Source organism: Streptomyces sp. NPDC031445 (genome assembly GCF_055581365.1).
On sequence record NZ_JBVIJO010000021.1, the window covers coordinates 18,561 to 37,397 of the forward strand.

Annotated in this window: 17 protein-coding genes and 5 pseudogenes; 9 read left to right on the forward strand and 13 right to left on the reverse strand. The window is 71.1% G+C overall.

Going from position 1 to position 18,837, the window contains the following annotated elements; all coding sequences use genetic code 11:
- Positions 1-409 precede the first annotated feature (409 nt).
- The 9 genes and pseudogenes from ACZ5DC_RS37260 to ACZ5DC_RS37300 form a co-directional block, all read right to left on the reverse strand.
- Positions 410-1,252, reverse strand: coding sequence for a fumarylacetoacetate hydrolase family protein (locus ACZ5DC_RS37260; protein ID WP_468660363.1), 843 nt, complete (start codon positions 1,250-1,252; stop codon positions 410-412).
- Positions 1,252-3,051 (reverse strand): FAD-dependent monooxygenase, encoded by a 1,800-nt coding sequence (locus tag ACZ5DC_RS37265; RefSeq protein WP_468660365.1) that lies wholly within the window; start codon positions 3,049-3,051, stop codon positions 1,252-1,254. Before ACZ5DC_RS37265 ends, ACZ5DC_RS37260 begins: the two co-directional genes overlap by 1 nt.
- A gap of 337 nt (positions 3,052-3,388) precedes the next feature.
- Positions 3,389-3,879 (reverse strand): annotated as a pseudogene (locus ACZ5DC_RS37270) (enoyl-CoA hydratase-related protein).
- Positions 3,880-4,209: 330 nt separating this feature from the next.
- Positions 4,210-4,545 (reverse strand): enoyl-CoA hydratase-related protein, encoded by a 336-nt coding sequence (locus tag ACZ5DC_RS37275; protein WP_468660474.1) that lies wholly within the window; start codon positions 4,543-4,545, stop codon positions 4,210-4,212.
- Complete coding sequence (locus ACZ5DC_RS37280) at positions 4,479-4,667, reverse strand: hypothetical protein (protein WP_468660476.1); 189 nt, start codon at positions 4,665-4,667, stop codon at positions 4,479-4,481. Before ACZ5DC_RS37280 ends, ACZ5DC_RS37275 begins: the two co-directional genes overlap by 67 nt.
- Before the next feature lie 167 nt (positions 4,668-4,834).
- Positions 4,835-5,062 (reverse strand): annotated as a pseudogene (locus ACZ5DC_RS37285) (enoyl-CoA hydratase/isomerase family protein); the annotation flags it as partial.
- Positions 5,022-5,420, reverse strand: coding sequence for a Zn-ribbon domain-containing OB-fold protein (locus tag ACZ5DC_RS37290; RefSeq protein WP_468660367.1), 399 nt, complete (start codon positions 5,418-5,420; stop codon positions 5,022-5,024). The gene ACZ5DC_RS37290 and the pseudogene ACZ5DC_RS37285, both read right to left, overlap by 41 nt.
- 228 nt (positions 5,421-5,648) lie before the next feature.
- Positions 5,649-6,266, reverse strand: a pseudogene (locus ACZ5DC_RS37295) (alpha/beta fold hydrolase); the annotation flags it as partial.
- A gap of 185 nt (positions 6,267-6,451) precedes the next feature.
- Entirely contained in the window at positions 6,452-7,351 is a 900-nt protein-coding gene (locus ACZ5DC_RS37300; protein ID WP_468660369.1) for a VOC family protein, read from the reverse strand.
- A 497-nt stretch (positions 7,352-7,848) separates the two neighbouring features.
- Here ACZ5DC_RS37300 and ACZ5DC_RS37305 point away from each other — a divergent pair.
- Together ACZ5DC_RS37305 and ACZ5DC_RS37310 are read left to right on the forward strand one after the other, a co-directional pair.
- Positions 7,849-8,567, forward strand: a pseudogene (locus tag ACZ5DC_RS37305) (IS5 family transposase); the annotation flags it as partial.
- Positions 8,568-8,680: 113 nt separating this feature from the next.
- Positions 8,681-9,058 carry a hypothetical protein gene (locus ACZ5DC_RS37310; RefSeq protein WP_468660371.1) on the forward strand — a complete coding sequence of 126 codons (378 nt, stop codon included), beginning with the start codon at positions 8,681-8,683 and terminating at the stop codon, positions 9,056-9,058.
- A gap of 452 nt (positions 9,059-9,510) precedes the next feature.
- Here ACZ5DC_RS37310 and ACZ5DC_RS37315 read toward each other — a convergent pair whose 3' ends face one another.
- The 3 genes from ACZ5DC_RS37315 to ACZ5DC_RS37325 all read right to left on the reverse strand — a co-directional run bounded on the left by ACZ5DC_RS37315 (position 9,511) and on the right by ACZ5DC_RS37325 (position 12,404).
- Positions 9,511-10,131, reverse strand: coding sequence for an FMN reductase (locus tag ACZ5DC_RS37315; protein ID WP_468660373.1), 621 nt, complete (start codon positions 10,129-10,131; stop codon positions 9,511-9,513).
- The gene (locus tag ACZ5DC_RS37320; RefSeq protein WP_468660375.1) at positions 10,128-11,225 is read right to left on the reverse strand and encodes a CE1758 family FMN-dependent luciferase-like monooxygenase; all 1,098 of its coding nucleotides are present in this window, start codon (positions 11,223-11,225) and stop codon (positions 10,128-10,130) included. The genes ACZ5DC_RS37315 and ACZ5DC_RS37320 overlap by 4 nt, the downstream gene beginning before the upstream one ends.
- Before the next feature lie 711 nt (positions 11,226-11,936).
- Positions 11,937-12,404 carry a MarR family winged helix-turn-helix transcriptional regulator gene (locus ACZ5DC_RS37325; protein ID WP_468660377.1) on the reverse strand — a complete coding sequence of 156 codons (468 nt, stop codon included), beginning with the start codon at positions 12,402-12,404 and terminating at the stop codon, positions 11,937-11,939.
- A gap of 278 nt (positions 12,405-12,682) precedes the next feature.
- On the opposite strand from ACZ5DC_RS37325, the gene ACZ5DC_RS37330 reads away from it, so the two are divergent.
- From ACZ5DC_RS37330 to ACZ5DC_RS37345, 4 genes are all read left to right on the forward strand, one after another.
- Positions 12,683-13,165, forward strand: a complete 483-nt coding sequence (locus ACZ5DC_RS37330; protein WP_468660379.1) for a MarR family winged helix-turn-helix transcriptional regulator — start codon at positions 12,683-12,685, stop codon at positions 13,163-13,165.
- Between the two features lie 179 nt (positions 13,166-13,344).
- Entirely contained in the window at positions 13,345-13,713 is a 369-nt protein-coding gene (locus tag ACZ5DC_RS37335) for a DoxX family protein (RefSeq protein ID WP_468660381.1), read from the forward strand.
- Between the two features lie 175 nt (positions 13,714-13,888).
- A complete protein-coding gene (locus ACZ5DC_RS37340; protein WP_468660383.1) occupies positions 13,889-14,704 on the forward strand; it encodes an alpha/beta fold hydrolase in 816 nt (271 codons plus the stop codon).
- 521 nt (positions 14,705-15,225) lie between these two features.
- Positions 15,226-15,903 (forward strand): response regulator, encoded by a 678-nt coding sequence (locus ACZ5DC_RS37345; RefSeq protein WP_468660385.1) that lies wholly within the window; start codon positions 15,226-15,228, stop codon positions 15,901-15,903.
- Between the two features lie 62 nt (positions 15,904-15,965).
- On the opposite strand, the gene ACZ5DC_RS37350 is transcribed toward ACZ5DC_RS37345, so the two are convergent.
- Positions 15,966-16,451 (reverse strand): winged helix-turn-helix transcriptional regulator, encoded by a 486-nt coding sequence (locus ACZ5DC_RS37350; protein ID WP_468660387.1) that lies wholly within the window; start codon positions 16,449-16,451, stop codon positions 15,966-15,968.
- 108 nt (positions 16,452-16,559) lie between these two features.
- Between ACZ5DC_RS37350 and ACZ5DC_RS37355 the strand changes: the two genes are divergently transcribed.
- The 3 genes and pseudogenes from ACZ5DC_RS37355 to ACZ5DC_RS37365 all read left to right on the forward strand — a co-directional run bounded on the left by ACZ5DC_RS37355 (position 16,560) and on the right by ACZ5DC_RS37365 (position 18,738).
- Complete coding sequence (locus tag ACZ5DC_RS37355) at positions 16,560-17,396, forward strand: enoyl-CoA hydratase/isomerase family protein (RefSeq protein ID WP_468660389.1); 837 nt, start codon at positions 16,560-16,562, stop codon at positions 17,394-17,396.
- A 394-nt stretch (positions 17,397-17,790) separates the two neighbouring features.
- Positions 17,791-18,003 (forward strand): annotated as a pseudogene (locus tag ACZ5DC_RS37360) (enoyl-CoA hydratase-related protein); the annotation flags it as partial.
- A 333-nt stretch (positions 18,004-18,336) separates the two neighbouring features.
- Complete coding sequence (locus ACZ5DC_RS37365) at positions 18,337-18,738, forward strand: alpha/beta hydrolase family protein (RefSeq protein ID WP_468660391.1); 402 nt, start codon at positions 18,337-18,339, stop codon at positions 18,736-18,738.
- The last annotated feature ends 99 nt before the right edge of the window (positions 18,739-18,837 follow it).

Genomic DNA, 18,837 nt, shown 5'->3' on the forward strand with positions numbered 1-18,837 from the left:
CGAGCGTGATGGGTGTGCCCCGGGAACGCCGCGGACACGGAGGTGCCCGATCACGTCGATCGCGGCCGGTTCCCCGCGGTCGTCGACCACGGCGACCTCGTACTGCGGTGCGGGACGGCCCATCGTCCCCGGCCGGTTCGGGACCAGCAGGTCGCCGGAGATCGGGGCGCCGACTGGGCGCCTTTCCGGGGAGGACGCGTGTGACGGTGCGGTCGTCTGGCGCGTGACGGCCGGGGCGTACGGGGACCGGCCGGGTGTGGGCGGCTGCCGGCGATGCCGCGCGGCGGCGGTGTGGCCCCTCGGGGCCCTCGGACGGGTCCCGGCCGCGCTCGGCCGGGGTTCGTGGAGGGCCGGGCCCCGCCCACGGCGCGACGGCGTCCGTGAGGTGCCCCGTCGCCGAACGCCCGCGTCAGGCGGCGCGGAAGCGCTGCCTGATCTCGCCGATGCCCTCGATCGTGGTGACGAGTTCGTCACCCGCCTTCAGGAAGACAGGCGGCTTGCGGGCGGCTCCGATCCCGGCGGGTGTACCGGTGAAGAGGACGTCACCGGGGAGCAGCGGCAGCTTCGCCGACAGCTCCGCTATCAGGACCGACACCGGGAACAGCAGGCGGGACGTGACCGTCCGCTGCACCTCTTCCCCGTTGAGGGTGCAGGTCAGTTCGAGGTCGTCCGGGTCGTCGAACGCGTCCGGGGTGACCAGCCACGGGCCCATGGGGCCGTATCCGGGGAAGGACTTGCCCAGGCTCCACTGCGGCATATGATTCTTCATCTGCTCGGTTCGGTCACTGATGTCCTGACCGACCGTCAGTCCGGCCACGTGGTCCCAGGCTTGCCCGGCGGGCACGTTCCGGGCCGGCCTGCCGATCACGACGACGAGTTCCGCCTCCCAGTCCACCCTCGGCCCGCTGAGCACGACCTCGCTGCGGGGCCCGGTGATCGACGTGGGGAACTTGGTGAAGACGACGGGGAACTCGGGTGCCGTCAGCTTGGCCTCCGCGGCGTGCGCCCGGTAGTTCGTGCCGATACCGAACACCTGGGCCGGCCGCGGAGAGGGGGAGGCCAGGTCCTCGACCGCGAAGGGGACGCCGTCGGCCTCTCCGACCGCCTCGGCGGCCCACGCGGTGAAATCGTCCCACTGCTCGTACACGTGGTGGGGGTCGGATCCGAACCGCCCGCCGCTGGCCTTCTCGACGTCGACGGCGCCCGCCGTGGTGAACACGGAGAGCCGCCCCGACAGGTTTCCGATGCGCATCAGACCTCCTTCTCCACGGCGAGGATCTGGTCGAAGACGGCCGTCAGGGCGGCCACCGGGTCGTCGGCCGCCCCGATCGAGCGGAAGGCGACGTGCCCGTCGGGACGGACCAGGAGAGCGCCCTGGGCCGAGATCGCGCGGTTGCGCTGCCACGCGAGCCGGATGTCGATGAGGTCGACCTCGTCGAGACCCACCCGTGCGCTGCGAAGCGGAAGTTGCCGTGCCCGGGCGATCTTCTCCGCCGCCTCGATCCAGGGGCGGCCGTCTTCGCCGGCGATGAAGGCGAAGTGACCGCCGTGGATGAGCGAGCGGAGCGCGAGCCGCTCACCGGAACGTTCCACCCAGGCGTGGGGCAGCGGGTGACCGGGTCTCGTACTCGGCTGGTACAGACGGATCTCGTCCGGGGAAACCGGCTTTTTCGTCCCGTCGGCGACGACGGCGGCGGATTCGTAGACGTAGCCGTAGTCGAGGTTGTGCTGGCGGTACTCCAGTGTGCTAGCAGCGAGCCACTCGTTGAACGCGTGCCGCCGCTCGGCGGCGCCCCGCGCCCCGTCCTCCCAGAACAGGCTCAGCTCCGCCCAGTTCTCCTCGGCGCTCTTGCCGGTCGACAACCCCAGGGCCGAGGCCATCGAGACCTGGCCGCCGACACTCTTGGTCGCGGCCTCGATGTTGTTGAGGTTCACCGGTCTGCGTTCGGCGGAATAGGTGTCGAGCAGGCCGTCCCCGGCGCGCCCCGCCAGCACGGCGGCGAGCTTCCAGCAGAGGTTGTAGGCGTCCTGGACCGCGCTGTTGAGACCGAGACCGCCTGACGGGGGGACACGGTGTGCGGCGTCACCCAGCAGGAACACCCGGCCGGCCCGGAAGTCCTCGATGAGGAACCGTTCCAGGTACCACTCGCTCACCCCCAGGATCTCCGGGTCCAGGTCGGGGATGCCCAGTGCCTCGCTCGCCCAGCGCAGCATCTTCTCGGGCTGCGACCCGTCCAGATCGGGGCGTGACACGGCCAGCAGCCATTCCTCGGAGTGGCGGTCCCACCGTCCGGGGCCCTGCGGCACGAGCACGGCGCCGTAGTCCAGATGCTCCGGGTACTCGGGATTGAAGACCCAGGTGAGGACGGAGTCGTCGCCCGGCAGGTGCTGCGACAGGTCCATGGCGAGGTAGAGGCTGACCAGCTTGCGGAAGCGTTCGTGCATGGTCACCTTGACGCCGGCCAGCTCGGCCACGGTCCGGCCGGCGTCGGCGCCCAGCAGGTAGGAGGAGCGGACGGTGTAGGTCTCACCGGAGTCCCGGTCGAGAATGGTCGAGGTCACCCCGTCGGCGTCCTGCTCCAGGCCGACGAGCTCGTGGTGGAACCGGACCGTTGCTTGCGGGTAGCTCTCCGCGTGCGACTTGAGGATCGGCTCGGTGCGCAGCAGGGAAAGGTTGACGCAGGGCTCAGGGCTCGCCGCGATGTAGTCGGGGTCGGTGTACCCCCCGCCCCACGCCTCCACGAAGCCGAGGAGGCGGCCGTGCCCGTCCTCCGGGCCGCCGCCCCCGAGCCCCGAGTACCAGGCCACACCCTTCATGTTCTCCGGGGGCGTACCCTTCGCCCTGATCTCCGGGGCGACCCCCATGTCGGTGAAGACCTCCATGGAACGCTGGTTGAGGATGTGCCCGCGTGGCAGCCCCGTGGTCTCCGGATAACGGGTGACGAGCAGCGAGCGGACGCCCAGCCTGGACAGGAGGATCGACGAGGTCAGTCCCGCCCCGCCCCCGCCGACTATCAGGACGGGGACATCGACGTCGCTTGTCTGAGTCATGTTGGGCACTCCCTTGCGTAGGTGACTCTCGGGAACAAAAACTGTGTGTGGGACCAGGACTGCTTTTCCGGACGGGTGCGACCGCCGGACGGGGAATACCGAGTGACCCGGCGCTTTTCGCGGCGGTCCCACCGAACGGAAAGCGCGTTGTTCACGGGCGAGAGGGGGTTTTCGGCGACATCCCCACGGTAGGCCCGCCGGATCGGCCCGTCCAATTCCGAATGCCTCTCGCTCTGATATTCGCGGGTGACATTGTTTCCGCGGTCGAACGGCCGCCTCGGAACTGCTGAGTCCGTGAGCAAGCCGTCGGAATGCCGTGTTTCAGGTGTGGCGGGTGCTATTCGCCGAGAAACCGGGGCTTCCGCTTGTGCCGGAAAGCCGAGACGCACCCCGTGAATTCGGCCGTGCCCTTCAGCAGCGTCTGCCCTGCCGCCTCGATCGCGAACGCCTGCTCCGGACGGTCCAGCGTCGCGGCGTTGAGGGTACGTTTCGTCTGGGCGTAAGCCATCGTGGGGCCCTGCGCCAGCCGGGTGGTCAGCCGTTCCACCTCGGAGCCGAACGTCTCGTCGGGGACCGCGCGAGCGATCAGTCCCCAGTCCGCGGCGAGCGGTGCGGGTATCCGTTGGCCGAGCATCGCCATGCGCGCCGCCCGGGCACGTCCGACGGCGTCGGGGACGAGGACACTGGCGCCCCGTCGGGCATCAGCCCGATGCTGGTGAAGGAGAGCCTGAAGTAGGCCGACTCGCGGGCCAGGACGATGTCGGCCGCGAGCGCGATCGAGCAACCACCGTCGGCAGCCAGCCCGTTGACGGCCGCCGGCACGGGCATGGGCACCAGCCGCACCGCTCGTACCAAGCGGTTCACGGCGTCGAGAGTGCCCGATCCGGTCGCGCGTGACGGTCCGGACTCCCGCGCAGGTCGGCTCCGGAGCTGAAGGCCCGTCCGGCACCGGTGAGGACGATCGCCGGAGGCCGGAGTGCTCGCCGGCCGCCTCCACCGCTGCCGTCGCCGAGTTCAGCAACTCGGCGGTGAGCGCGTTGAGTGTCGCGGGGCGGGAGAACGTCATGCGCAGCACCGAGCCGTCCCGTTCGACGCGCAGACCGCGTCCGGCCGTCACGGTCCGCTTCGTTCGGCCCGGCGTCGACGGGGGAGTGGCGCTCACCTGGCCCGCCAGGAGGGCCGCCGCTTCTCCACCAAGGCTCTGGTGTCTTCGCTGAAGCCCTCGCTGGCCTTGGCCAGGGCGGTCTCCTGGCCGATAAGCAGCCAGGCATCGGCCTCGGCGGGCCCCGTGCGCCGGCTCTGACCGGTGGCGACGCGCTTGCTGGGCTGGACGGCGAGAGGCGCGTTGCGTGAGATCGTCTCGGCGAGAAGCAGAGCCGCGTCCAGGACGGTGCCGTCCCGGACGACCCGGTTGGCCGGCCCGAGGCTCAGGGCGCGCCGCGCGTCGATGGGCTCTCCCGTGACGAGCAACTCCATGGCCGCCTTCCGTGGTATCTGGTCGGGGAGCCGGAAGAGTCCGGCGGCCGCGGCGAGCAGCCCTCGGGCGACCCCTCCGGCAGGCCGGACGTCGCGGACCCGGCCGCCAGCGCGAGGTCGCTGGCCGGCACCAGCTCCATCCCGCCGGCCAGGGCGTAGCCGTTGACCGCCGCGATCGTCGGTTGGGAAACGGGGTGCCGGACATAGCCGGCGAAGCCCCACTCGGGGGTGCCCGGGCGTCCGCCACCGACTCGTTGCGGGACACCGCCTTCAGGTCGGCGCCCGCGCAGAAGGCGCGGGTGCCGACCCCGGTCAGGACGACGACTCGTACGCCGGGGTCGTCCTCGGCGTGCGCCAGTGCCTCGCCGACGATGGCGCTGACGTCGGCGTTGACCGCGTTCATCACGTGCGGCCGGTTCAGTGTGATCACCAGGACGTGCCCGCGCCGTCCGGTCAGTGCTGCGGGCTCCGTGCCGCTCATCGCCCCTCCTTCGCTAACCGGTTGCCGCTGGCCGGAAGACCGGCACTGCCTCATGACGGGGGTCGGGGCCGGAGGGGGCGAAGTCGACCTCGACGCGGAGGTCCGACAGGTTCTCGTCGGGATCGACTCCGACGATCCGGCTCCACCACCACGGTCCTTCGCCCAGTTCCACGATGCCGACGACGGTGCGCTCCGACGCCCGGCCATCGCCCCGACCGTGCCGGATCGCCCATGTGACGATCCGTCCGGTGCCCGGGGCGGTGACGGAAGTGAGACCGGCCTCCTCGCAGAGGGCCGGCACCGTGGCCGGATCGAGGTACTCACCCGTGCGGCTGCGACGGAGGAGGAACACACTCCGGCGCGTTCCGTCGAAGAACTCCGCCGAGTTCTTGTCGCGGACCACGGGCCCCATGGCCTGTGCCGTTGTGCCCCGTTTCCCGGGCCGGGCGGCAGACCTGGGGGGGGGGCCAGGGGCGGGGGACGTTTCCTCCCCCGGCGCGGCCGTCGCACGGCGACGGCCGGTACCGTGTGCGGGCTTCCGTGTCCGGGTGGTTCATGCCGTCAGAAAGGAGTCGACGGCGGCGAAGGTGGCCTCGGGTGCCTCCACCACCGGCATGTGCTGCGCACCGGGAACGCTCTCGAACCGTGAGTCGGCGAAGGCCCCGGCGTAGGCACGTCCGTACTCCGGCGGATGGACCGGGTCGTCCTCCCCCCACAGCACGAGGGTGGGCGTCCGTACCCGCCCGAGCCGCCGCAGCAGTTTCGGATCGCTCAGCGACCGCCCCGCGTAGGCGTACACGAGGTGCATATTGGCGGGCATGGGGCGGCCTCCCGGCTGTTCCCAGTCCAGCCGCATGGTGAAACCGTCGATTTCCGGCCCTATGGGGTCGATCAGCACCATGCGGCCGATGCGGTGGCCGCGGTCGCGCACCGCCATCTCCGACGCGATCCAGCCGCCGAACGACGTGGCGACGACCAGGACGTCGTGCAGGCGCTCGTCCTCCAGGAGGTCGAGGTAGCCGTGGGCGAGGTCGTCCACTCCGGAGAACCAGGCCGGCCGGGGCGTTCCGTTCCACCCCGGATGCGTCGGCACCATCACGGTGGACGTCTTCTCGAAATGGTTCTGGATCGCCACGGTGTTGGCAGGGCCGTGGCCGCCGTGGAGGACGAGTACCGGCGGGCCCGAACCGGCCCTCGTGACGGTGAGCGGCAGGCCGGGGTAGAGGTCGACCGGCCGGGGCAGGGGGTCGTTGGTCATGGGACTTGGTCTCCTTGGGGGGTGCCGAGGTGCTCGGCCGGCGGAACGGTGAGCGAGGCCGGCGGACCGGGCAGACCTGCGCCGGGCGGTCGTGCGGCCAGGCGCAGGTGCGGTGCCGCCGGCACGCGCGGATCGGGCGGCGCCCGTGGCGGACGTCGCGCCGCGCACGGGAGGGCGCGATGCCGTCAGTGCGCGCCGGCCATCAGTTCGGCGAGGTCGTCGGGGCTGATGAGCGAGGCGGGCATGGGCGGGCCCCAGACGGCGCCGCCCTCGTGCACGCCGGGCTTCCACAGCTGGTCCTCGGTGATCTCGTCCATCCCGCAGTAGTACTCGCACTGGTTACCGGCGGGGTCGCGCAGGTAGTAGAAGTAGTTGGAGCCGATCGCCAGTCGTCCGAACCCCCAGGTGTGCCGCTCGGGGTGGCCCTCCAGGACCGCCTTGGCCGCACGGCCGATCTCGTCGACGTCGGCGACCTCCCAGGAGCTGTGGTGCAGGTAGTTCACCGGCGAGGCACCCACGACCAGGTTGTGGTGGTCCGTCGAGCAGCGCATGAACGTGGCGGCGTCGCGCACCTCGTCACTGATCTTGAAGCCGATGCCGTCCGTGAAGAATCCCTGTGTGGTCGCCGCGTCGGTCGATCCGAGGTACACGTGGCCGAGCTTGCGCGGGCGCACGGGATCGGAGGCGAACACCGAGGGGGCCCGATGGTTGGCGGGGTGCGCCTTGGGAGCCGGCTTCGCCGGGATCTGCGACGCGACCGACACCGTCACGCTCAGGCCGGTGACCGGCTCGGTGGTCGTGAGCCGGTCGCCGGCCACGTCACTGTGCACGCCGAAACGTGACAGGGAGGCGGAGATACGACCGAGGTCGTCCCGGTCGTCGGCACCGATACCCAGCGAGACGAGCCTGCGGACCGGCGCCTCCACGACGCGGAGCTGGCGCGGGCCTCCGTCGACGGTGCCGAACCAGTGCTCGCCGGGGGTGTCCGGCTCCTGCGGGATGAGGCCGTAGGTGGTGTAGTACTCGAGCGTCTCAGCGACGTTGGGGACGCCGAGTGTGATGTCGGTCAGACGGTGTAGCGACATGGCTGGGTACTCCTTGCGGCCGAGCGTAGGCGCGTCGACGGCGTGTCACGCGCGGTGGGGACATGGCCCGGGGCTGCGGTCTGCTTCCGCGGATTCCTTGGGGCCCTACTTCGACGGTGAGGACGGCTCCGGACCGCCTCGGTACTCCGGGAGCCGTCCGCGACGTCCGACCGTATGCGTGGGGCGCGCACGGCTGTGTTCTGTTCCTGTGGGTGAGCGGACGGCTTACGCGCCCGGGCCGTGGCGACGCCGGTCCCTCAACTCACCTGGTTGGATTCTGGGTTGGCCAGGCGTGGAGGTCAACACGATCCAGGAGGCGCCGACGCCGCGGCACGGCTCGCCCGGGCGAAAGCGGGTCGCCGTCGTCGTCATCCGCCCTGATCAGAGGCGATTGAGTACGACAGGGGAATCAGACGTGCGGCACTTCGGTGTTGGACAACGCCGCGGAGATGCCCTAAGACCGTGTCCTACATGGTCGGTTGGCAGTTGTGCCGGACATGGGGAGTGGGCGGTGGGGATGGATTGTTCCGGATGGCCTGTGGGAGATCGCGAGGCCGCTGTTGCCGCCGGCACGGGTGCGTCCGCAGGGCGGCGGGGTCGCGAACATCGATGACGCGGCGGTCTTCGCCGCGATCGTCTACGTGCTGGTCAGCGGCTGCGCCTGGCGGGCCCTGCCGCCGTGCTTCGGGGCCTCGAAGTCGACTGTGCACCGCCGGTTCCTCATCTGGTCCCGGGCCGGCGTGTGGGGGCGGCTGCACCAGAAGCTGCTCCAGCTCCTGGACGGCCAGGCCCTGATCGATCTATCGCGCGCTGTCCTCGACTCGGCCCATGTCCGCGCTGAAGAGGGGGCGAACTTGCAGGTCCGGGCCCCGTGGACCGGGGTAAGCCCGGTTCCAAGACGCACGTCCCGTCGGATGCGAACGGACTGCCTCTACGCGTCGGACTCTCCGCAGCCAACACCCACGACAGCCTCGCCCTGAAGCCGATGCTGTCCCATTTCCGCATGGGACACGAATCCCATGCGAACGATTCCAAGCCCGGGCGTCTTCACGCCGACAAGGCGTACGACATCCCTCACCTGCGCCGATGGTTATGGGGCAAGCACATCGGCGTCCGCATCGCACGCAAGGGCATCGAGTCCAGCGAGCGGCTGGGCCGCCGCCGCTGGGTCATCGAGCGCACGACGTCGTGGCTGACCGGCTACCGACGTGCGTCCCGCACGGTGCCCTGGACGCGCTCGGCGCTCCGGGGCACCGTGCCCGCGAGGATCGCGACGGGGGAGGACTGGGGCGTGTCGCGGCGCTGACCTTCGCACGGGAGGGTGCCAGGGTGGTCGGCTGCGACATACGGGAGGACCGTAGCTGCGAGACAGGCGGACTCGTACGTCGCGCCGGTGGTGAGGTGACGGACGTCGCGCCGGTCGACCTGCGGGACCCCGCACAGGCCCGGCAGGTTGTCGAAGACGCCGTGACCGCCTACGGCGGGCTCGACGCCGGCCACACCTCATCCGACGCGGCGGAGGCGTCGTCCTCAACGCGGCCTCCGTCGCGGGGCAGGTGCCGCCTCTCCCATACGTGTCGAGTCGAGTGTGCCGTGTGTCCGACGTGCCGCCCCACTGGGTGTGCCGGTCGCTCGAGCCCGGCCGGGGCACGGCGGCGCGTCACCACGCCGCGGCGCCGCCGTCGACCAGGTAGTCCGTGCCGGTGATGTACCCGCGCGGTCGGAGGCGAGAAAGGCCGCGAGTTCAACGATCTCCTCGGGGCGGGCGAAGCGCATGAAGAGCGTGTGCTGACGGGCCCGGGACTGATGGACACGGCACGGATTCCGAGTCCGCGGCGCCACACGCACGTCCGGCATCGCCGTGGACGTCGCCCTTCGCCCCCTACGATTGACGGGTCAAGTAATGGCTCGTAGAGTCTCGGCCACAGCGGAGAGGTGGACCGTGCGCCGCCACAACGGGGCCTGCCGTTCGTTCTCAGCTGGCACGCTGTCCCGTGTCCCCCGTCGCGGAACAGCGTCCCGCACGGTGCCCTGGACGCGCTCGGCGCTCCGGGGCACCGTGCCCGCGAGGACCGGAACGGCCCGGCATGGAACCGGCCGGCACCGCCGTACCGGCAGGGCGGGGGAACCGGCAGCCACCGCCCTCCGGCAGGCTCACCTCACTCCCCGCGCTCCAGCAGGCGCGCGAACGGTATGAGACCCATGTGGGGATCCTCGACGGGCGGCGCCTCGCGCCGGGCCACCGCGTCGGCGAGTTCCCGAGCGGCTCGCCCGATACGCCGCACCAGCGGGCCCTGCGCGTCGCCGCTGCCGTGACCCCAGTCATCCGTCGCGGCGAACACCGCCGTGGGCACGACCGCGGCGCGCAGGTACGCGAACATGGGGCGCACCGCGTGTTCGAGGACCAGTGAGTGCCGCCCGGTGCCTCCGGTGGCGGCTGTCAGCACCGGCTTGTCCACCAGAGCGGTGTCGTCGAGGCAGTCGAAGAACATCTTGAACAACCCGCTGTACGAGGCGGTGAAGGTCGGCGTCACCACGATCAGGCCGTCCGCGGCCGTCACGGCGTCGAACGCGCGGCTCAGCCCGGGTGACGGATAGCCCGCCATCAGATGGTCGACCAGGTCGTGTGCGTGGTCGCGTACCTCGACGACGTCGACGCCGACCTGTGCGCCGCGCCCCTCCAGCTCCTCGCGGACACCGTCGGCGAGCCGGTCCGCGAGCATCCGGGTCGTGGAAGGCAGCCGCAGGCCGGCCGAGACCACGGCGAGTGTGCGCTTCATCGTCCGCCCTCACCGCGTGCGACTGCGGCCGCCGCGCCCGCGGAGGGGTGCGTGGGGGCGTCCGGAACATGGGCGGGCCGGCTCCTGGCGAACTCCTTGCGCAGGACGGGCACGATCTCGCCCAGCGCTTCGATCTGCTCCAGCACGGTCTTGTGCGGGACGCCGATGCCGTCCACGTTGAACAACTGCCGCTGGTAGTCGCCGCCCGCGTTCTCGCGGTAGGCGAGAACGCGCTCGATCACCTCCTGCGGGCTCCCGACGACCATCGCCGTCCGGGCCATGGTGTCCTCCAGTGACGGACCGTTTCCGTACGCGGCGGAGCCGTCGAAGTAGGGGCGGAACTCCCTCACGGCGTCCTGCGAGTTCCGGCGCACGAACAGATGCGCGGCGAGGCCGACGACGGCGTGGTCGGCGGGGCCGTGTCCGTAGTGCTCGAAACGGCTCCGGTAGAGGTCGACCAGCCTGCGGACGTGTTCCTTGGGCCAGAAGAGGTTGTTGTGGAAGAAGCCGTCACCGTAGTACGCGGCCTGTTCGGCGATCTCCGGGCTGCGGATGGACGCGTGCCAGACGAAGGGCGGAACACCGCCGAGCGGGCGCGGGGTGGAGGTGAATCCCTGCAACGGGGTTCGGAACCGTCCGGTCCAGTCCACCACGTCCTCGCGCCACAGCCGGTGCAGCAGGGCGTAGTTCTCCACCGCCAGTTCGATGCCGTCGCGGATGTCCTGGCCGAACCAGGGATAGACCGGGCCGGTGTTGCCACGGCCGAGCATCAGGTCGACCCGGCCGTCCGCGAGGTGTTGCAGCATCGCGTAGTCCTCGGCGATCTTCACCGGGTCGTTGGTGGTGATCAGCGTGGTGGACGTCGACAGCAGGATCCGTTCCGTCCGTGCCGCGATGTGCCCGAGCAGTGTGGTGGGGGAGGACGGGACGAAAGGAGGGTTGTGGTGCTCGCCGATCGCGAAGACGTCCAGCCCGACGTCCTCCGCGAGCTTCGCGTACTCCACGAGTGCCTTGATCCGCTCGTGTTCCGTGGGCGTCCGCCCGGACAGCGGGTCGCGCGCCACGTCACCCACGCCGAAGATACCGAAGTGCATATGTGTGTCCTGCCTGTCGTGCCGACGGATGTGTCGGCCGCCGTGATGGACTGGGAGCTCCCCGGCTGAGCCGACGGCTGCTCTCGGCCGGCGCACGATGCGCCGTGCGGGCCGCGACAGCGGTACGCGGCTGCCCGCGGGGTGCGGACGCCGCGGTGACGGCCGCGGCGTCGGCGGCTGCCACCGGCCGGACGGCGCTCACGCCGGCCGGTCTCGGTTCCGGTCGGGCCGGCCTGCCGTCTGGTCGTCGCCGCTTGCGAGGAGTGCGGCGGGCGGCATCGGGGGTGCGCCGGCCGGCCGGCGGTGACGGCCGTGCCCCACGTAGTCGCCGACGGGAGCGCACCGGTCCTCGTCGGCGTGTGTCCCCCGGTGCCGGCCGGTGCCCCCGAAGGTGAAGACGCGCGTGATCCGGACGTGCTCTGACGGGACGTCGGTGATGCTAGGAGCCATCTCAATGCTTCCTACGTGTGTGCACTGCTGGGCAGTGGAGAACGATCGGGTGTCCGGCGGGCCGCTGCACTCGTCAGGTGTGAGCCAACGCCGCTGACGAGACCGGATGCGCGGCACCCAGTAACTTGCTGCGCGAAGCAAATATACTAGGTATCTCGTCGATCGCCCGACCGGGACCTGTGCCGTGCGCCACACGGGACGCACCCGGCGCGGTCCCGTGAGGAAGACGTACGCCTCTGTGGTGGCAGGGACTCCCGGAGATCAGACGGCGACGTTTTGCAGGGCGGCGGCGAGCTTGGCGAGGTCGAAGCCCTCCAGGTGGTCGAGGAAGTGCCGGCGTATGGCGGCGAGCGCGCTCGGCCACGCCTCCTCCAGGCGCGTCAGCCCGCTGTCGGTGAGGTAGGCGTGCCAGCTGCGGCCGTCCTGGTCGCACCGCACGCGCTGGATGTGACCCTGTTCCTCCAGGCGGTGCACGACCCGGGTCATGCCGCTGAGCGACATCTCGCAGGCGTTCGCGAGGGCGCCCATGCGCATCTGCCGGCCGGGCGCCTCGGACAGGTGCATCAGCGTCAGGTACTCCGTGTTGGACATCCGCTGCTCACGGATCATGTCGGCGTCGATCGCGCGCGGCAGGGCGTAGATGAGACAGGGAAGGGACCGGACGACGGCCTCTTCCTCCGCGGACAGCGGTCGAACGCTGTCGGTGGTTGCTGCGGGCTTCGGTGCCACGGTCACATCCTCGTGTTTCGCTCGATGAAAGATACGCCGACCGATCAGGGGTGGACTCGGCTTCCCCGGCGGCGGGACGTCGCACCCTTTACTTGACGTTACAATCTTCAGTGCTAGATTGCTTGTCGTAGCAAATATATCCCGGACCGTCGCCGGGCTGCGCCTTCGCGAAGGGGTTGGGTATGACCGAAATCAGGCAGCACCCGGCCGGGCGGGCCGGGCCGCTCCCGCCGCCCCGGCCTGGCTGTCTCAGCCCTTCGGACCCGTACTGTGGGGACATGTCCTCCTCCGACGACGCACGGCGTTCGAAGCCCGCTGAGCGGGAACCGCGTCCTCTCACTGCGGACGAGGAGGCCGTCGTGCGGGCGCTCGGCCGTGTCATCTACGCCATGCCGCGCGCCGTCGACGCCGACATGGTCCGGGAGCAGCGGCTCCCTCTCGTCGAGTATCTGGCGCTGATGAACCTCTCGGAGGCCCCGGACCGGCAGATGCGCATGGGCGACCTCGCCGCCGCGGTGGAGATGTCGGTCAGCGGTATGACGCGCCTGGTGGACCGCCTGGAGAGGCGGGGGCTCGTGCGGCGGGTCAGGTCGGCACAGGACGCCCGCGGCTGGCACGCGAGCCTCACCGAGGCGGGGTTCGCCCGGCTGGAGAAGGCCTGGCCGACCAACCTGGCATCCGTCCGACGCCACTTCCTCGACCACCTCGCGGGCCTGGACCTCGCCAGGCTGGCGGCGGCGCTGCACAAGATCGGCACCTGAGGGGTGCGGGCGCCCGCCCTGCCCGACTGAGGCCACCGTGTGCCGATCCGGGCGTGGGCGCGCGGGTTCCCTCCCTCAGGACGCTCCCGCCTCGCGCACGCGGGTGGGGCAGGGCGCGCGAGCACCCTCATCCCTCTCGACCCAACGCTCCTCATCCCATCTCAACGTCAAGGACTGTCATGTACATTGCCGCTGTTGTTCTCAGCGTCCTCCTCGCCCTCTTCTCCCTCGCCGCCGGCGCGCCAAAGGTGCAGCTGAAGGGTGATGTGCCGAACGGCCTCGTAGCGAAGGGGCTCGGCACAGGGCTGGTCCGCTTCATCGGCCTCGCAGAGGCGGCCGCGGCGGTGGGACTCGTCGTGGGCATCTGGTGGCAGCCCCTGGGCATCGCCGCGGCCGTCGGCATGGCCGTCCTGTTCCTGGGGGCGATCAGCTACCACGTCAAGTGGGGCGACTACCGGGACAGCGCGGCTCGTGGGGGTGCCATGGCGCCGGTGCTCTTCCTCGTCGTCGCGGTGGCGGCCGCCCTCACCCTCGCCGCCTCGCAGTGAGACCAGCGGCGCGGTTGACGCCGTCCCGTCCGGCCCGCCCGTGCGTGGAGGCCGATCCCGGCCTGACCGGACGCGCCGCGCCACGCGTTCGCGAGGGCCGGGCGGGTCCACGGGACCCCCACGCACGGCCGCCGGGCGGAGTCCGGACGCATCGTCATACAGGGAGGGAAGCGCTGTGATCGAACGACGGATCGACATCGAGGGTCAGGACATCACCTACAGGACGTCGGAGGGCACCGGACGGACCGTCGTCCTGCTGCACGGCAACTCCTCGTCGGCCCGAGTCTGGGACTCCTTGCTGGAAAGCCCCTTCGGGCAGCGGTTCCGGTGCGTGGCACTCGACCTGCCGGGGCACGGCGGATCAGCGCCCGCCCGGCACCCCGAGGACTACTCGCTGCCGGGCTACGCCTCTCTCCTCGCGTCCTTCGTCGGTGAGACGGACGCCGAGGACGCCGTCATCGTCGGATGGAGCCTGGGAGGGCACATCGCGTTGGAGGCGGCGGAGCGGCTGCCCGGCGCCACCGGGTTCGTCCTCGTCGGCACTCCGCCCGTCGGAAGCGTCACCGACGTGGGCAGGGCGTTTCTCCCGCACCCCGCGATGAGCGTGGGTTTCACCGCGGAGGTGGACGCCGAGGCGGCCCGGGGCTTCGCCGCCGCCTTCCTCGCGCCCGGCTCCACCCTGCCCACCGACGCCTTCGTCGCCGACGTGCTCGCCACCGACGGCAGGGCCCGCGCCGGCCTCCTGGCGTGCATCGGGTCGGGGAACTTTGCCGACGAGGCCGCCGTCGTGGCGCAGCTGACGCGGCCCCTGGCAGTACTGCACGGCGAGGGCGAACAACTGGTCAGCCTGGACTATCTGCTAGGTCTCACCATGCCGACGCTCTGGCGTGGCGCGGTGCAGATCCTGCCCGGTGCCGGGCACGCCCCGCACGTGGAGGCACCGCGGGACTTCGCCGACACACTGACCCGGTTCATGACCGAGGTGGGCTGATCCGCCGCCCTGCCAGGGGTGCCCTCGTGGGGACACCCGTGCCGCAAGCGAAGTGTCCCGTGCTGGACGGGATCCCGTCCAGCAGAAACGGCTTGCGGGACGGGACCCGGGGTCACCGCTCCTGCGGGTCCGGCCGGCCGGTGGCCGGGACGCTCCGGCTCCGCAGCGCCAGGAGCAGCGCGACGGCGCCCGCCGCGGCCAGGGCCAGGTCGGTCAAGGCGGGGGAGGGCAGGGCGAGGCTCCGTGGGCGAGAAGGCGTTCGGCCCGGGGCACGAGGCCGAGCAGAAGCAGGGCCGCGCCCAGCGCACCGGCGGCCAGCCGTGCGGGGCGACGAAACGACCCGCCCACCGGCGAGGCCGCCGGGGCGCGCCAAGGGCTGATCGGCATGTCCGAACGCGCCGGTCCGGCGGGTGGCACGTTCAGGCACGAGCGAGCGTCCGGGCGCTACCAGGTGACGGCCTGGCGCCCGTGGTCGGCATGAGGCCCCGTCGCGGCCGGCATGAGGTCCTGCTGTGGTCGGCATGATCCGCCTGCTGCTGGCCGACGACGACCCCCTTGTCCGCGCCGGGCTGCGCATGACGATGGGGGCCGCCGGCGACATAACGGTGGTCGGCGAGGCGTCGGACGGCGACGAGCTCCCCGCCTTCGTCGACCGTCTCCGCCCCGACCTGGTCCTGATGGACATCCGCATGCCGACCGTGGACGGACTGGACGCGACCCGGGCCCTGCGCGCCCGCCCATACCCTCCCGAGATCGTCATGTTCACCACGTTCACCACGGACGGGTACGTCCTGCGTGCCCTGCAGGCGGGCGCCAGCGGATTCCTGTCGAAGCACACCCGCCCGCAGGACATCGTCACCGCCGTCCGCAGAGCCGCCGCCGGAAAGCCGGTGTTCTCCCCGAACGCCCTGCGTCAGCTCATCGCCGGCGTCGCGGGGCCGCCGTCCGAAGAGAGGCCGGTACGGCGAGAGCCCGCCCGGGACGGGCACGCCGCGCGGGCGCTGCTGGACCGACTGGCCGCCCGTGAGCGCGAAGTCGCCCTCGCCGTGGCCGTGGGCAAGACCAACGCACAGATCGCCGCTGACCTCTACCTGAGCATCCCGACGGTCAAGGCACATGTCTCCCGCGTCCCGACCAAGCTGGAACTGAACAACCGGGTCCAGATCGCCCTCGTCGTCTACCGGGCCGGTCTGCTCTGACCGGGCGGGCGGCTCGCCTCGACGCACCGGACGTCCCCGGGCCGCCCCCTGCCCGTCGGCCGCTACACCACCGGCCGTTCGGCGTCCGCCCCGACCGGTGAGGCCAGGTCGACGTCTTCCAGCGGAGTCTCCCGGCCGGTCTCGTCGACGAAGGCGACGCGCAGGGGGCGGCGGGTCGACCTGCTGCCCCGGCGCACCAGCGGGCCCTCGGGGTGCGGGCGGTACTGGTCGCCCCACTGCTGGAGTGCACCGAAGACCACCATGAGTTCACGCCCCGCGGGGGTCAGGTGGTACGCCATCCGCGGCCGGGTGCCCGCCTCCCGGTAGGGCCGCTTGTCCAGCACTCCGCCGTCCACCAGGACGCCGAGCCTCTGGGTGAGGACATCGCTCGCCACGTGCAGACGTTCCCTGAACTCCGAGAAGCGCGTCGCTCCGTTCAACGCCTCCCGCAGTATCAGCAGACTCCACCGGTCGCCGAAGACCTCCAGCGAGCGAACGATGGAGCAGCGTGCCTCACCAGTCGGGGCTGCGTGGCTTCTTCTCGGCATACCGCCATCCTACCGCTGAGATGGTTTTTCCAATCCAGATGTTAGATTGGAAAACAGGTCTCAGGCTAGGTATCCCCGGAGGTCACCGTTAACGCACAGCAGCGCCTCGTGATAGACAGGTCGGATCCCCGGGTGTGGCGGATCACCTTCGACCATCCGCCGCTCAACCTCATCGATCGCCACACCATCAGCGAACTGACCGCTCTCGTCGAGGAGTTGGAGCAGGATCCCGACGTGCGCGTCGTGGTCTTCGACAGCGCGGTTCCGGACTTCTTCCTGGCGCACTACGACGTCGACGCCCCGCCGCCCCAGAGCCCGCCCCCGGCCGGGCCCACGGGCCTTCCCCCATGGCTGGACGTACTGGCGCGGATCGCCGAGGGCCCGTTCGTCTCGATCGCCAAGATCCGGGGACGCGCCCGTGGCGCGGGCAGCGAGTTCGTCCTGGCGTGCGACATGAGGTACGCCGGCCGGGAGAACACGGTGCTGTCCCAGCCAGAGATCGGTCTGGGACTCGTCGCGGGCGGCGCCCCCACGCACCGTCTGCCCTTCCTCACCGGCCGCGGCCGGGCACTGGAGATCATGCTCACCGGCCAGGACTACGACGCCGACCTCGCAGAGCGCTACGGCTATGTCGACCGGGCGGTTCCGGACTCCGGTCTGGACGGCTTCGTCACGGACGTCGCGGAGAGGATCGCCTCCTTCGACAAGGTCGCGCTCGTCGAGGTGAAGGACTTCGTCGGCGAGGTCACGCTTCCCGCCCACGCCCTCCAGGCCCGGACCGGCCGCGCGTTCTGGTCCTCCGCGGCCCGCCCGGCCAGCCGGCGCCGGCTCGACGCCGCGCGGGAACAGGGACTGGGCAGGCCCGGCGACTTCGAGATGCGCATGGGGCGGCACCTGCCGGGCCTCGACCGCTCGGCCGGCCCCGAGGGCCGCCCATCGTCGTGACCACGCCCGTCTGCCCGCCTGCCCCGGCCCCGGCGACGCAGCACACCTCCGGAAACACACGTACACCTGGACCGAGGAGACACCCATGAGTACCCACGAACAGTTCGCCGTCGAAGAGGTCGGTCCGTCCTACTGGCGGGTGACCTTCTCCTATGGAGAGATCAACCTGATCGACCCGACACCATCGGGTAGCTGACCGAGCTGGTCACCCGCATGGAGCAGGCCCCGGAGCTGACCGCCGTCGTCTTCCGCAGCGCAACCCCGACCTGTTCTTGGCGCACTGGGACATGCTGGCTGACCGGTCCCGCGTCGCCGCGATGCGGCCGGCCCCCTCCGGCCTCCACGCGTTCGCCGACACAATCTGTACCGGCTCGGGAAGGTTCCCGCCGTCACCATCACCGAGCTCAACGGTCGCGCCCGTGGCGCCGGCAGCGAGTTCGCCCTGGCCAGCGACATCCGCTTCGCCGGACCGGGCGCCGTCCTCGGCCAGTTCGAGGTCGGCGTCGAATCCGTCCCCGGAGGAAACCCCAGTGACCGGCTGCCCCACCTGGTGGGCCGCGGGCGCGCCCTGGAGATCGTGCCCGGCGCCGACGACTTCCCTGCCGACCTCGCGGCGGCGTACGGCTACGTCAACCGCGTCCTCCCGGACGGCGAACTGGAGCGGTTCGTCGACGGCTTCGCCCGCCGCATCGCGGGCTTCGACAAGCGGCGATCACCCGGACCAAGGCCCTCGTCGACGCGGAGTCCCTGCCCGCCGAGCAGTCCTAAGGCGCCAGCCTGCAGGCCTTCTTCCAGACCTCCGGACGCCCCGAGAACGCCCACCGCGTGGGCTCACTGTTCGAGCGTGGGCTCCAGCGACCCGACGGCGTGGAGGTCGACCTCGGCCGCCACGTCGCCGAGTAGGACACACGCAGGCTGTTACGGACCCGGAAAGGTGTGCATGACCTTCACCCGTCACGACGTCGAGATACCGGCGGAAGGGGCGACCCTCGGGTCCTGGCTCTTCGTGCCCGACCGTGCCGGCACGCCGCTGTCGGCCATCACCATGGCCATCGGGCTCGACGGGATCGAGGACCAGGGACTCGAACCCTTCGCCAGGGCCTTCGCCGAGGCAGGTTTCGTCGTCCTCGCCCACGATCACCGCACCTTCGGTTCCAGCACCGGAACGCCGCGCCACGATGTCGACCCGTGGCAGCAGGTCGCGGACCGGCGGCGGGCGATCTCTACCTGGAGGCACGACCGGAGGTCGACGCGGGCCGCACCGGTCTGCGGAGCACCAGCCTCGCCGGCGGCCACGCCCTGGTGCTCGGCGCCACCGACCGCCGGCTGCGTGCCGTCGTGACGCAGGTGTTCATCGTCAGCGGCATGGAGATCGCCCTGCGCCGCGTCCTGCCGGAGCACCAGGCGCAGATCGAACGGCGTTACGACGACGAGCGCGCGC

What these genes read in the sequence shown, in the direction of transcription:
- ACZ5DC_RS37290 (WP_468660367.1), bottom strand. Translation starts at nt 5,420, where the DNA reads ATGGGGCCCGTGGTCCGCGACAAGAACTCGGCGGAGTTCTTCGACGGA.
- ACZ5DC_RS37350 (WP_468660387.1), bottom strand. Translation starts at nt 16,451, where the DNA reads ATGCCGAGAAGAAGCCACGCAGCCCCGACTGGTGAGGCACGCTGCTCC.
- ACZ5DC_RS37330 (WP_468660379.1), top strand. Translation starts at nt 12,683, where the DNA reads ATGTCCTCCTCCGACGACGCACGGCGTTCGAAGCCCGCTGAGCGGGAA.
- ACZ5DC_RS37320 (WP_468660375.1), bottom strand. Translation starts at nt 11,225, where the DNA reads ATGCACTTCGGTATCTTCGGCGTGGGTGACGTGGCGCGCGACCCGCTG.
- ACZ5DC_RS37280 (WP_468660476.1), bottom strand. Translation starts at nt 4,667, where the DNA reads ATGGAGCTGGTGCCGGCCAGCGACCTCGCGCTGGCGGCCGGGTCCGCG.
- ACZ5DC_RS37335 (WP_468660381.1), top strand. Translation starts at nt 13,345, where the DNA reads ATGTACATTGCCGCTGTTGTTCTCAGCGTCCTCCTCGCCCTCTTCTCC.
- ACZ5DC_RS37265 (WP_468660365.1), bottom strand. Translation starts at nt 3,051, where the DNA reads ATGACTCAGACAAGCGACGTCGATGTCCCCGTCCTGATAGTCGGCGGG.
- ACZ5DC_RS37315 (WP_468660373.1), bottom strand. Translation starts at nt 10,131, where the DNA reads ATGAAGCGCACACTCGCCGTGGTCTCGGCCGGCCTGCGGCTGCCTTCC.
- ACZ5DC_RS37300 (WP_468660369.1), bottom strand. Translation starts at nt 7,351, where the DNA reads ATGTCGCTACACCGTCTGACCGACATCACACTCGGCGTCCCCAACGTC.
- ACZ5DC_RS37345 (WP_468660385.1), top strand. Translation starts at nt 15,226, where the DNA reads ATGATCCGCCTGCTGCTGGCCGACGACGACCCCCTTGTCCGCGCCGGG.
- ACZ5DC_RS37365 (WP_468660391.1), top strand. Translation starts at nt 18,337, where the DNA reads ATGACCTTCACCCGTCACGACGTCGAGATACCGGCGGAAGGGGCGACC.
- ACZ5DC_RS37260 (WP_468660363.1), bottom strand. Translation starts at nt 1,252, where the DNA reads ATGCGCATCGGAAACCTGTCGGGGCGGCTCTCCGTGTTCACCACGGCG.